Annotated in this window: 8 protein-coding genes; 4 read left to right on the forward strand and 4 right to left on the reverse strand. The window is 63.9% G+C overall.

What is annotated here, in order from left to right; genetic code table 11:
* Positions 1-11: 11 nt before the first annotated feature.
* Both QFZ41_RS07380 and QFZ41_RS07385 read right to left on the reverse strand, forming a co-directional pair.
* Complete coding sequence (locus QFZ41_RS07380) at positions 12-698, reverse strand: ABC transporter ATP-binding protein (protein ID WP_429198159.1); 687 nt, start codon at positions 696-698, stop codon at positions 12-14.
* A 19-nt stretch (positions 699-717) separates the two neighbouring features.
* A complete protein-coding gene (locus QFZ41_RS07385; protein ID WP_429198160.1) occupies positions 718-1,971 on the reverse strand; it encodes an efflux RND transporter periplasmic adaptor subunit in 1,254 nt (417 codons plus the stop codon).
* Positions 1,972-2,103: 132 nt separating this feature from the next.
* On the opposite strand from QFZ41_RS07385, the gene QFZ41_RS07390 reads away from it, so the two are divergent.
* From QFZ41_RS07390 to QFZ41_RS07405, 4 genes are all read left to right on the forward strand, one after another.
* Positions 2,104-2,790: a fumarylacetoacetate hydrolase family protein gene (locus QFZ41_RS07390; RefSeq protein ID WP_429198161.1), complete on the forward strand. Its 687-nt coding sequence runs from the start codon at positions 2,104-2,106 to the stop codon at positions 2,788-2,790.
* 42 nt (positions 2,791-2,832) lie between these two features.
* Positions 2,833-3,240 carry a large-conductance mechanosensitive channel protein MscL gene (gene mscL / locus QFZ41_RS07395; RefSeq protein WP_429198162.1) on the forward strand — a complete coding sequence of 136 codons (408 nt, stop codon included), beginning with the start codon at positions 2,833-2,835 and terminating at the stop codon, positions 3,238-3,240.
* Positions 3,241-4,220: 980 nt separating this feature from the next.
* Positions 4,221-7,409 carry a TonB-dependent receptor gene (locus QFZ41_RS07400; RefSeq protein WP_429198163.1) on the forward strand — a complete coding sequence of 1,063 codons (3,189 nt, stop codon included), beginning with the start codon at positions 4,221-4,223 and terminating at the stop codon, positions 7,407-7,409.
* Positions 7,410-7,470: 61 nt separating this feature from the next.
* Positions 7,471-11,649, forward strand: coding sequence for a GH92 family glycosyl hydrolase (locus tag QFZ41_RS07405; protein WP_429198164.1), 4,179 nt, complete (start codon positions 7,471-7,473; stop codon positions 11,647-11,649).
* 185 nt (positions 11,650-11,834) lie between these two features.
* Here QFZ41_RS07405 and QFZ41_RS07410 read toward each other — a convergent pair whose 3' ends face one another.
* Positions 11,835-12,902: a lipase family protein gene (locus QFZ41_RS07410; RefSeq protein ID WP_429198165.1), complete on the reverse strand. Its 1,068-nt coding sequence runs from the start codon at positions 12,900-12,902 to the stop codon at positions 11,835-11,837.
* A 34-nt stretch (positions 12,903-12,936) separates the two neighbouring features.
* Positions 12,937-13,611 (reverse strand): hypothetical protein, encoded by a 675-nt coding sequence (locus QFZ41_RS07415; protein WP_429198166.1) that lies wholly within the window; start codon positions 13,609-13,611, stop codon positions 12,937-12,939.
* Positions 13,612-13,968: the final 357 nt, after the last annotated feature.

Below are 13,968 nucleotides of genomic sequence, written 5' to 3' on the forward strand. Positions count from 1 at the left end.
CATCCTCCGCGTCAGGCCACGGACTGTTCGACGAGGGTGCCCTTGTCGAGATGCAGGGTGTGGTTGGCGTATTCGGCGGCCTTGGGATCGTGGGTCACCATCACGATGGTCTTGCCGTGCTCCCGGTTGAGCTCGCGCAGCAAGCCCAGGATCTCCTCGGCGGACTGACGGTCCAGGTCACCGGTCGGCTCGTCGCAGACCAGCAGGGTGGGATCGGAGACGATGGCACGCGCGATCGCCACGCGCTGCTGCTGTCCACCGGACAGCTCCGAGGGCTTGTGTGTCGCCCGGTCGGCGAGGCCGACCAGTTGGAGGGCGATGGACGCGTTCTGCTTGCGTTGCGCGCCCGATAGCTTCGTCAGCAGCAAGGGCAGCTCGACGTTGCGCTGCGCGCTGAGCATCGGCATGAGGTTGTAGAACTGGAAGACGAAGCCGACGTGCGCCGCCCGCCACTTCGCCAGCGCACCGGATCCCAGCTGGTCGATACGGTCGCCGCCCACCGTGATGCTCCCGCCGGTCGGCGTGTCCAGGCCGCCGATCAGGTTCAAAAGCGTCGTCTTGCCCGAACCCGACGGACCCATCAGCGCGAGGAAGTCGCCTTCCTCGATGCGCAGGTTCACGCCGTGCAGCACTTCGACCTTCTGCCGGCCGCGCTCGTAGACCTTGGAAAGATCCTGGATGTCGATCAGGGTGGCCATCGCTATGTCTCCGTGCGTATCAGGGTGATGGGGTTGCCACGCGGACGGCGGTGCCATCGGCGAGGGCTTCGGGAGGGGAAACGATCACGGTGTCGCCGGCGGCCACGCCATCGGTCACCAGGCGGAGATCGCCCGCGTTCTGCTTCGCCGCCGTGACGTGCCGCCGGGCAGCCTTGCCGTCGACGATGGCGTAGACGACGTCTTGCCCGTCGCGCCGGACGATCGCCGCGCTGGGTACGAGCACACCCTTCGGCGCGCTGGCCTGGGCAGGAGCGCGACGCTCCAGGAAAGACACGCGGACACCCATGTCAGGCACAATGCGCGCGTCCTTGTTCTCGAGCGCCACGCGAACCTTCACCGTGGCCTTGCCGCGATCGGCGGCGGGCACGATGGCGATCACGTGCGCTGGAATGCGCCAGTCCGGATAGGCGTCGAGCACCGCTTCGGCAGGCATGTCCGGTTGCACGCGGCCGATGTACGCCTCGTTGACGTCGACGTCGATCTCCAGCGAATCCATGTCGACGATCGTGCCGACGCCCGTGCGTGTGAAGCCACCACCGGCCGACAGCGGGGAAACGATCTCGCCCACCTGTGCCGCCTTGTCGGTGATCACGCCGTCGAAGGGCGCGCGGACCACGGTGTAATCGAGGTTCACCTGACCCACGCCCACTTGTGCCTCGGCCGCATCGGCCTGTCGGCGCACCGTGTTGAGTTGAGCACGCAACGTGTGCGCCTGGGTGCGGCTCTGCTCAGCGAGTTGCTTCGATACCAGCCCCCGGCCGACCAGGGCTTCCTGGCGGTCGGCATCGCGCAACGACTGATCGAGTTGCGCCTGGCTCTGGGCCACATTCGCATGCGCCGCCGCGGCGTTGGCACGGGCCGACGCCAGGCTGGCGCGCAAGGCGTTGTCTTCCAGGCGGGCCAGCACCTGGCCCTTCTTCACCCGGTCGCCCTCCTCGATCAACACCTCGACGAGGGTGCCGGTGATCTGTGCCGACACGGTCGCCTGCCGCCGTGCGGTGACATAGCCCGTGGCCTGTAACACCGCCCCCGCCTCCGTGTTGGTGCCGGGAGACACCGCGGTGGCGGTACGCACTTCCAGAGGCTGTCGGGAGAGGAAAGCCCAGGTGCCGCCTGCAACCAGCAGCACGAGGACGAGCATGCCGGTCACGATCAGGACGGTGCGTCCGCGCGGTCCACCCCCGTTTCCGTGCGTTTCCTTCTGCGACTTGTCGATCTTCAGCTGCCGCAGCAGCTCCTTGTTCGAGTTCATGTTCCCCAGGATCCCCGTGATGTCGGACGCATGACCGCCGCCCCAGCAAGATCATGCGATTCGCGCGGACCGTGCACCACTTTCCGCTATCAGTCATCTGTCGTGACAGGTGTCACCTGATACGCTTAGGGCATGAATACCGTCATCCCATCGCCGGCCCAGCCGAGCATCCCCGTCGTCGGTCGTGCCGAGCGTTTCCCGGTCCGCCGAATCTTCTGCATCGGCCGCAACTACGCGGACCATGCGCGTGAAATGGGCGCATCGGTCGACAAGGTGAACCCGATGTTCTTCACCAAGCCCGCGGACGCCATCGTCACCGACGGCGCCGACGTGCCCTATCCCTCCGCCACGAACGATCTCCACCATGAGGTGGAAATGGTGGTGGCCCTGGGCGCGGGCGGTTCGGACCTCTCCGTCGAAGAAGCGGCCAAACTGGTCTGGGGCTACGGCGTGGGCCTGGACCTCACCCGTCGCGACCTCCAGGCGCAGGCCAAGGCCAAGGGCGCACCATGGGACGTGGCCAAGGGATTCGACCATTCGGCCCCCGTCTCCGCCCTGGTTCCCGCCAGCGACGCCGTTCCGGAAGCCGGCACGCGCATCGCGCTGGAAATCAACGGTGAAACCCGTCAGCAGGCGACACTCGCCGATATGGTGCTCGACGTGCCCGAGATACTCAGTGCGCTGTCGAGGCTGTTCGAACTGAAGGCGGGTGATATCGTCTACACGGGCACGCCGGCGGGCGTCTCCGCCCTCCAGCGCGGCGACCGTTTCCGTGCCACGCTGGAAGGCATCGCCACGCTCGAAGGGCGCGTAGTCTGACTTCGCGAATGTTTTATTGCCATGCCATGAGGAGAAGGGCCGATGAGTTTCGTTGCGGAATTCAAGAAATTCGCATTGCGCGGTAACGTGGTCGACCTCGCCGTCGGTGTCGTGATCGGCGCCGCGTTCGGCAAGATCGTCACGTCGCTGGTCGACAACATCATCATGCCGCCACTCGGCTGGGCCATAGGCGGCATCGACTTCTCCGACTGGAAGTGGGTACTGAAACCCGCCGATGCGGCGACCAAGACGGCCGAGGTCGCGGTGCAGTACGGCGTCTTCATCAATGTACTCATCCAGTTCGTCATCATCGCCTTCGCGATCTTCCTCGTGGTCAAGGCGATCAATCGCCTGACCCGTCGTGAAGAGGAAGCCCCCGCAGCTCCCCCGGCCGACGTGGCCTTGCTCACCGAGATCCGCGACCTGCTGAAGTCGCAACAGCGGCCGTAAGCTTGATACGAGGCGGGAGCCGTCGGGACCTGTTGCCTCGACGCCTCTGGTGGGAGCCGACCCTGTCGGCGATGGGTGCTTGCCTCGACCTGGCCCGCTGCCGCGGGATCGCCGACAGGGTCGGCTCCCACCTTGAATTGCCACCGATCACCACGAAGCGTGATTCATCGACCGCGGCGGGCTGGATTCCGCAGGATGGCGAGCGGCTGTCATCTCGCATGACGGCTCGGACGGGCGCATCGGCGAACGCCGGCACGGACCCGCAAACGACGGCTACGAGCCCGAGGGCCAGCACGACCCACCTCTTCCTTGACGATTTCCCCTGTCGATGACCGGTGCGCCATCGCGCAGCCAGCATAGCCTAAACACGGGAAACATCATGGAGTTAGCCAGGGTTTGGGGACATGGCGCGTGGCACGGCATCAACCGGTCGGGCAGCGAGTTTTTGCGGTGCAGCGTGACACCTTCGATACCGCCGTCTTAATTTGCGCCCCGGGGGAAATTAGATCGATCCAAGTTCTGGTGAGTCGCGTCCTTGCAACGGCCGCGGAATATCCGGAACTGGAACGGGAGGGGATAACCGCGACCTGCGCGTGTGCGCCGCTTGCGTGTTGCCGCCTCTCCCAAGACCTGTCGAACGAATGGGGAGTCGTGACGTGAAACCGATAACCGCTCGCATTTTCACCGTGTCCGACGCATGCGCGGCACGTTCGGCCGCTTCCCCACAGCGAGCCTCGACCACCCGGGCGGCCGATCCGTCCAGCGCCTTCCCCGACACGGTCCTGTCGTAGCGACTTCCTGAGCTTCCCCATCCACGGTCGACGCACCGGCGACCGTGGCACGCCAAAAATTTGGATCGATCCAAGCCACTGACAGGAGGAGGACGCGTGCATCGATAAGCCGCACACGTAGCAGTGATCCAACGGGGGAGTACCGCGCCGAATCCACACAGGCGCATCACTGAGGGGACATAGAAAAAAATGACTTACCTGCCATACATGCTCAAGCGCAAGCCGCTCTACGCCGCGTTCGCCTCGGCGACCTTGTCGCTTGTCGGCTACCTGGGGATTCCCTCGGACGCGTTCGCACAGACATCAGGGCCGGCCACCGCGCCGGCGTCCTCGCCGGCGCAAACGTCCGATAGTTCGACGGCGGCCCAGGACGACAAGCAAAAGAAAGCCGACAAGGAGAAGAGTGGGCAGTCACCCACCAATCTCGACACCGTCGTCGTCACGAGCTACCGCCAGTCGATCGACCAGAACGTGCTGGACAAGCGCGAAGCCAACTCCATCGTCGAAGTCATCAACGCGCAGAACATCGCGCAGTTCCCCGCGAAGAACATCGCCGACGCGCTGGCGCACGTTCCGGGCGTGGTCATCAGCCGTGAATCGGGCGAAGGCAAGACGGTCAGCATCCGCGGCCTCGCGCCGGAACTGACCTATACGCAGTTGAACGGCAACTACGTCGCCTCGGCCGATACCTCGGCGGGCCTGACGCGTTCGTTCAACTACACGCTGTTCCCGGCGAACATGTTCTCGGACATCAAGCTCTACAAGAGCCTCGAGGCACGCCTGGACGAAGGCGGTATCGGTGGCAACGTCGACCTGCGCACCCGCCGTCCGCTCGAAATGGGAGCGAACGAAGGCTTCGTCACCGGCACCGCCGCGAGCTCGGATACCAGCGCGAAGACGGAACCGCAGGGCGCCGCGCTGTGGTCGTGGAAGAACAAGGACGAGACCTTCGGCGTGCTCGTGGCCGGTGCCTACCAGAAGCGCCAGGCGACCACGTACTCGGCGGATGCGTCGAGTTGGCACTGGTGGTCGGATGCCTGCAAGGACCACGAAACCTGTACGCAGCCGCCGGTGGACATCCACGGCAATCCGTACAGCTCCGGGGTCAACAACAACATCGACCTGTGGGGCAACGGCGTCGTCGATCAGGCCGGGAACATCTCCAATGGCTTCTGGATGCCGCAGCAGTTCGCCACGAGCCGCAACGACCTGACCCTGAAGACCAAGGGCGCCCAGGCCACGATGCAGTTCAAGCCGAGCGACCACTTCCTGCTGACGGGTAACTATTTCCGGTTCGAACGCGAGCAGACACAGATCACCAACACCCTCGAAATTCCCGAGTGGGGCCTGCCGAACAATTCGAACTACGCCGACCAGAACGGCAGGCTCCTCGCGCCCAATGGGCTGACCTTCGACAGGTCGGGCACCATCGTCACCGGTGCGAACTACGTGCTCCCGCCCGCCGGCGTCGGCTGCAACTCCACGGTGAACCCGGTCACCGGCGCCACCCGCCAGGCGGTGGACGTGTGTAACACGGAGATCCCGTGGCTCAATGGCAACTATTCCGTCGAGAAGGCGACCTCGCAGACTCTCAACCTGGAAGGCGAATGGGATAACGGCGGTGACCTGAGCGGCTCGTTCAACGTCGGCCGCACCTGGGCGAAGGGCGGTCCGTCGATCGAACTGGGCATGGCCGCCAAGCCACGCAATTTCGTGAACGGCCAGTGGGTGAATGGCAGCACCGGAGCCGCATGGAACCTCAGCGGCAAGCCGGGCATCACAGCCGATCCGGCCGTGTTGCAGAACATGCAGTCGGGGGCCGGCCAGGTCGACCTTGGTTCGACGGGCTCCAACATGGTGAATACCCGCAATTCGCAGAACTTCGCGCAGGCGGACTTCACCTGGGCGTTCGACTCCTCATGGTTGCAGTCGCTGCAGTTCGGCGCGAAGTACAGCGATGCGAATGCCGAACAGCAGAGCAACGAAGTGCGCTGGTACTGCAAGGGCACCACTTTGCAATTCCAGACCTGCGACCCGAACGCGGGCCAGCTGCCGGCCGGCTTCCTGCTGTCGAACTACCTCAATGGCGTGAACCACGCGTATGGCGACAGCATTTTCCCGGCCATCAACTATCCGGCGTACTACAACTACCTGAACGACACCTACGACCGGACGATCTACAACAAGCCGCAGAACAAGTCGTCGATCGGCGAAAAGATCGCCGCGGCTTACGTGCAGGCGAACTTCGACACGGGCACCGTGCGCGGCAACGTCGGCGTGCGCTTCGTCACCACGAAGCAGGACCTCACTGTCGCCAACCAGGTCACCACCAACAACGCGGTGTACTACCACGACGCAGGCGGCAACATCCTGATCTGCCCCGCTTCGGGGGTGAACGCAGGCGGTGGCGCGTGCGCACCGGGCGACTTCCAGTACCTGCCGCGCGAGGTGGCGGTGATCGAGAACTTCAACAACTCGACGACCAACAAGCGTTACAACAAGTTCCTGCCGAGCTTCAACGTCGCGTGGACGATCGCGGAGAACTTCGTTCTTCGTGCCGCTGGCTCACAGGCGATGGCCCGCGCCAACTACACCGACCTGGCCCAGCTGGGCCAGCTGACCAACAACACGCAGGAGTACTACAACGACCGCAAGCAGTTCGGCGCCCCGCTGCCCGGCTGGTACGGCTCCGGTGCCAACGCCGAGCTGAAGCCCTTCACCGCCACCCAGTTCGATCTCGCCGGTGAGTGGTATTACGCGCCGCACGGCGTCGTCGGTATCGACTTCTTCCAGAAGAAGGTGAAGAACTTCGTCGTGCCGGTCACCGTCAACGACATCGACGTGAACGTGGGCGGCACACAGACGAACTTCAAGCAGTACAGCACCAATGCCAACGGCCGCTCCGGCACGTCGAAGGGGATCGAGATCTACGCGCAGCACACCTGGGACACGGGCTTCGGCTACATCGCCAACTACACGCTCAACCACACCAACGAAACCGCGGTGTCGCTGGGCGATACGCAGGTCGGCAAGGCCGAGCTGATCGGTAGCGCCAAGTACGCGGCGAACGTGTCGCTATTCTATGAAAAGGACGGCCTGCTGCTGCGTGCCAGCGACAACTGGACGGGTCGCACGATGGAAGGCCTGGCCGCCGGCCTGCCGATCTACGCACAGCCGTACCACCAGATCGACCTGAATGGCGATTACGAGTTCAACAAGCACTTCATGGTCACCGCGTCGATCATCAACTTCAACAAGGCGAGGCCGCACACCTACCTGGGCGGCGACACCCGTTCGCGTCTGGTCCAACTGCTGTATCCGGGCCGCCAGTACTACGTTGGCGTGACCTACAAGTTCGGTGGTGACAGCAACAAGTAAAAAGCGGCGGGGTCGGGCATATCGCCCGGCCCCGTCTTCTTTCCAAGCGAAGGAATCACACATGAACCCACCCACGGCACGCCCTCCCCACCGTGCCCTCGCCATCGCGCTGTCGATGCTCGTCGCGACCACGGCAACGGCCCTGCTGGCCAAGGACAACAAACCCGCGACATCCTCCGCGGCTTCGGCTTCGGTTGACCTGGCCAACCCCCTGGTGGGAACCGCCTCGCTCGACAACCAGGCGCTGCTCGGCAACGCGCCGCCGCCCGGTGAGCCCACCTACACCGGCATGACGACGCCGGGCGCGAGTCTTCCGCAGAGCGCCACCGAGGCGGCGCCGGTCAACATCAACGCCGACCTGGGCTTCGCCACGGGCGTGCCGGTGGCGTACGACTACCGGCGTCCCGTCATGTTCGGTTTCACCGGCGGTGGCTCGACGTATGGGGCGCGCGGCGCGCCGATGGTCATGCCCGTGGTGGGCGACTGGACGGTACCGCCCGACTATGCGACTTCGTATTACGACAAGGCGACCGAGAAGGCGTCGCCGGGTTACTACACGGTCGACCTTGCGACGTTCCACACCAAGGTGGAACTGACCGCGACGCAGTGGACGAGCCTGATGCGCTTCACCTTCCCGGAGAGCCACCGCTCCAACGTCGTGGTCAACCTGCGCCGCGCGGGCGGCGACGTGGAAGTGGTGGGTGACCGGGTCATTCGTGGCGTCGCCACCGCCGGGCGCAGGGACAGGGACGCCGACGGTCCCTTCTTCGTCGCCGAATTCTCGCGGCCGTTCGCGAGCTTCGGAAGCTTTCACTCCGAGGTGACCCACACGGGAGAAGGGCTGGGACGCGAAGACGTGGAGGCAGGCCGTCGCACGGTGTCGGGCGACTACGCCGGTGCTTACGTCACCTTCGACACGAAGGCAGGCGACCAGGTGGTGGTGCGCATCGCCCATGGTCACAGTGCGCAGGAAGCCGAGCAGCGGCTTCGCGCGCAGGACAGTGACGCGGACTTCAATCGCGTGCATGCGAAAGCCCGGGCGAAGTGGGCGGAGCTGTTCGACCGCGTCGAGGTGACCGGTGGCACGCCGAAGCAGCGCACGCTGTTCTATTCAACGCTATATCACTCCTTCGCCAGCCCGCGCATGATCGCCCGCAAGGGCGAGCACTACACGGACGCAGAGGGCCGTGACCAGGTGGCCGACTACGACCACTACGGCCCCGTGCCGTTCTGGGACACCGGCCGCAACCAGATCGCGCTCCTGATGTTGCTCGCGCCGACCGTCGTGCAAGACATCATGCGCTCGGAACTCGACCGTGCGCGCGAACGCGGGTACATGAACACGTCGTTCCACGGCGACCACGCTGTATTCCTCTACGACGGCGCGATGCAACGTGGCGTTCCGTTCGATTACGCCGCCGCGTACGAGGCGCTGTACAAGAACGCCACCGATCCCAAGGGGCCGCGTGGGTATCTCGCCGAATACATGAAGAACGGCTGGATCTCCGACATCGTTCCTCCAGGGAATCCGAGTCCGCCTTACGCGGGCGGCAAGGCCGGCGTCGCCACCACGCTGGAATATGCCTGGGACGACCACGCACTCGCCGACATGGCCCACCGCCTCGGCAAGAACGACGATGCCGCCATGTTTCTCCGGCGAGCCGCGAATTACCGCAACGTATTCGATCCGTCCGTCGGCTTCTTCCGCGGCCGGACGGATGACGGCAAGTGGATCTCTCCCTTCGACCCCGCCGAGCCGTACTACAACTTCATGATGAAGGAAGCCTCGGGCTGGTCCACGCTGTGGCTGGTGCCACACGACGTGCAGGGGCTGATGACCCTGCTCGGTGGACGCGATGCGTTCAACGCCAAGCTCGATACGTTCTTCAACACGCCGTATCAACCGAAAGGCATCTGTCGCGACTGCACCGGCGTCATCGGACAATACGTGCAGGGTAACCAGCCGGACCAACAGGCCGCCTATCTCTACGCCTGGAGCGGGCAGCCCTGGAAGACGCAGGCGCTCACGCGCCGCATCCTTGCCGACCTCTATGGCAGCGATGCCACGGGATACGGTTATCCCGGCATGGACGACCAGGGCTCGACATCGTCGTGGTACGTGCTGAGCGCGATGGGCTTCTATCCGGTCGATCCGTCCCGCCCCGAGTACATCATCGGCAGCCCGATTTTCGATCGCGTCCGCCTGCGCATGGGCAACGGCAAGGTGTTCGAGATCGTCGCGCGCAACAACTCCGCGAGGAACATGTACATCCAGTCCGCCACCCTCGACGGCAAGCCGTGGAACAAACCCTGGTTCAGCCACGCGGATATCGAGAACGGCGCGACGCTGGTACTCACAATGGGGCCGGAGCCCAGCAAGACGTGGGGCACCGATCCGCACGACGCACCGCCGTCCATGTCGACGAGCACATCGCCGGGCACCGCGACGGTACCAGCGACGGACCGGACGGCTACGTGGAGCGGCAAGGAGGCGCCCTTGGCGACACCATGGACGGCGGAGGTTTCGCCCGAGAACGCCTTGCCCGAGTATCCGCGCCCACAACTGGCGCGACCATCGCTGGAACATCCTCGATGGATGAGTCTCAATGGGCTGTGGCAGTACACGGCGGCCGACGAGCAAGCCGCCCCGCCCTTCGGCCGGACCTTGAAGGATCGGGTGCTGGTTCCGTACCCGGTCGAGTCCGTGCTTTCCGGCGTGCAGCAGCATGCCGACTTCATGTTCTACCGACGGCTGGTGGATGTTCCCGCCGCCTTCACCGCGAACGGCCAGCGCGTGCGACTGAACTTCGGCGCCGTGGCCCAGGACGCGACGGTATACGTCAATGGGTCGGAAGTGGTTCGCCATAAGGGTGGCTACACATCCTTCGGCGCGGACATCACGCAGGCGCTTCGCGCCGGCGGTCCACAGGAAATCGTCGTCGCCGTGCATGCACCCGTTGACGCCGTGAACGTGATGGTGGGCAAACAGCGGCTGAAGCCCGAGGGAATCTTCTATACCGCGGCCTCGGGCATCTGGCAGTCGGTGTGGTTGGAATCGGTAGCGGCCACCAGTCTGGCGCAACTGGATTTCACGCCCGCTTCGAGCCTGGATGCCTTCACGGTGACCTCGAAGCTATACGGCGACGGAAGCGATGCAACGCTGCATGTCACCGCCTATGCCGATGGCAAGCCGGCAGGCGAGGCGAAGGGCCCAGCCGGCAAGCCGCTGTACCTGGCCATCGCGCATCCGCGCACGTGGAGTCCACAGGACCCGTTCCTCTATACGTTCAAGGCCACGCTCGCGCAAGGCGATCAACGCGATGAAGTGACCAGCTACGCCGGCCTGCGCAGCATCGCGATCGCAAAAGTGGGTGGACGCAACCGCATCGTGCTGAACGGCAAGCCGACCTTCCTGCTCGCCACGCTGGACCAGGGTTACTGGCCCGACGGCATCTACACCGCGCCCACCGACGAGGCACTCAAGTTCGACATACAGAAGACCCGCGACCTCGGCTTCAACACCATCCGCAAGCACATCAAGGTGGAGCCGGCGCGCTGGTACTACTGGGCCGATCGTCTCGGCCTGATGGTGTGGCAGGACATGCCGTCACTTCCGAACGGCCACAACGACAAACTCAGCGAGACGGACAAGACCGGTTTCCGCACGGACGTCTCGGCCATCGTCGAACAACTCGCGGGTACGACCTCGATCATCGGCTGGATTCCGTTCAACGAAGGCTGGGGCCAGTGGAGCATCCCCGCCGCCGCCGAACTGGCGAAGCAGATCAAGCAACTCGATCCCTCGCGCCTGGTGAATGCTCGTAGCGGCCTCAACTGCTGCGACACCAAGGGCGATCCGCACGCCGGAGACCTCTACGACATACACGATTACCAGGGCCCCGGGCTGCCCCACCCCGACGCCACGCGTGCCTCCATGGACGGTGAACATGGCGGCCTCACCTTGGGCGTCCCGGGACATATGTGGCCCAACACGGCCATCAACCCCTATGGCGAGGTCAAGGACAACGCCGCGCTGAACGACGGCTACGTCGCCAACACCGCGGTGCTACGCGACAAAGGTCCCGCCATCGGAGTATCCGGCAGCGTCTACACCCAGATCACCGACGTCGAGGGCGAACACAACGGCCTGTTCACCTACGACCGCAAGGTCGAAAAGGTCGACGAAGCCAGGGTACGCGCCATCAACGAGGCCACCATCCGCGCCGGCGCAAAGCCCTGAGCGACTGAAAGCAATCCTGACCAGCCGGGTGCACCAGAATTAGCTGGTGCACCCGCGACTGGTGGGGTGCCCCCGTGACTGGTGGGAGCCGACCTTGTCGGCGATTCCGCGGCAGCGGGCCAGGCTAGGCAAGCACCCATCGCCGACAGGGTCGGCTCCCACAAGGGCAATCCCACCAAAGCAGCCTACAGACGCATCACCGGACCGCTGATCTCCCGGACCTGCGAAACCTGCTGCTCCTGCGCCTGCTGCACCTGCGCTTCCAATGCCGCGATGCGGTCCTCCATGTCCACCTGCCGCGCCGCCTCCATGTGGAATTCCCGTGCGGCATCGGTCTGGCCGATCTGTCGAAGCGCTTCCATGAAGCCCTGATCGTCCTGCTCCATCGCCTTGCATAGATAGTCGAACATCTCGTCCGTATCGGCGGTCGCCGCCAGTGGCGGCATGGCGGCGTGCTCCTGCTGCTCACCCAGCATGTGCCAGGGCGCCGACAGATCCAGCGGAACACCGCGGGGCAAATCGTCCAGCGGACGATGATGCACGTCGCGCATGTAGTTGTGCGCGAACACCGCCGCCGGTTGATTGCCCTCCTTGTCCCAGAAATTGCCGATGCCGTGCGCGCGGCCCACGGCACCGACCTCGCCGACCGGTGACAGACCTCCCTGCTTGTGGCGCTGGTAATCGGCGTGATCCATGTAGTCCACGCTGCGCCCGATCGAATCGGCGAGCGTCGATACCGGATCGTGATACATGCGGTGGTTGACGACGCGATCCTCCGCGGCCCGGACATCCAGGCCCAGCCCCTCGGCCATGGACCGGGCGCCATAGGAGTTGAAGGTTTCCGCGTGTATGCCCGCCGACTCGGGCATGGCGGCTTGCAGTTGTGCGAGGGCGCCGCCGAGGGAGTGGCCGGTGATGCTGATGTCGCTTACTGGAATATTTTCATCCGCAGCGTAATGCAAAGCCCAGCGCATCGTGTGGGCAGCCTCCGGCCATTGAGTGGGCGCACCCATCATGCCCATGCCCACATCGGCGGTGATGTCATGAATGCTGGAAGGGTCGGTTCCTTTGTTAATGACGATGAGCTGCGATGTATCTTCGTCTTGAACTACCGCACCACGATAATTAGTGGCTGAAGGTGGAGATACATAGACCACCTTATATTGACGAACATCGCTTTCGATATTGCCCTGGGGCAGAGGGCCATATATCGCATGAGCAAGAAAAGCATATTGCTCGGATGGAAGAGGCATATCCGTTTCCTTGGATAGAAGTGACTATCGATCGTTATTGATCGCCCGGTGAAGGCGAACTAGGTGCACTGTCTGACGTTACCGGCTTGACAAAATTTGCGGGACTGAAGAAGCCCTTCGTGCGTGGACGTAACGGTGCCGAGTTCGCGGAGACGTGAACGGTGATGGGGACACGACTGTAATGGAGTCTGTCTGGGACCGGCCGCCTTCCATAGCAGTTTTGCGGGAATTCCGTGGCTTTAAACTGGCAAACAGCCTTGTACTCCGTGCCTGGGACCAGATCCTCATCAAGACCCCAGTGCCCGAAGGCATCACGTCCCGTATGGGTGTCATGAACCGTGAAGTCGGGCGCAGCGAGTTCCCAGTTGCAGCTATCTTCGTTGTACCGGTCCAAATAAACATCGAACCGGGCCTGTCTCGGATCCCGACTCTCATTGGGAATATCGAATGTTCCGTAGGGATAGACAAAGCTGCCGCCGCCCCGAAGCGGGTCGAAGTAACCACATTCGCGTTGCTGGTTCTGATAAAGCGCTTTCATCGTGACGCGGTAGCGCTTCGCATCCTCGGGATGATCGAACGTCACCGTGACGTGCAGCGCCTCCTTCGGATGCGGATTCAGAGGCGGCGGGCTGAGATCCTTTTTCTCGGCGCACGCGGCCAAGGTGGGAAACAACAGCAGCGAAAGCAGTGTCCATGCGCGAAGATTCATCGGGACAGCTTAGCGATACCGCATGAGGACATCTTTAGAAGAATCCTCAAAAGTCCGTGCTTTTTCATGCGCGCCAATCGAGACAGGGCAAGCGAACATTTGCCACTCGACCTGATGAGGCAGTGCCCGACCCAACTCCCGTCTACGTACGAAAGAGCCGGCGAGTGCCGTCCTCGGGGTCGTTAGCGCAGGCGAGTGATCCAGGCGGATCAGGCCCGCAGGGGGCCAACCATGGATGGTTGGCCTTCTTCGCGAGACAGGATGTCGAGTCGAAGAACCCCGGCTGGTTCACGACCCGGCCGCAGGCCATTGATACACGGCCGCGCCAGCGGCCCTTCCTTGAGGGGTCGCCGGAGG

The sequence above is a fragment of the Luteibacter sp. W1I16 genome (assembly GCF_050434905.1).
GTDB lineage: Bacteria > Pseudomonadota > Gammaproteobacteria > Xanthomonadales > Rhodanobacteraceae > Luteibacter.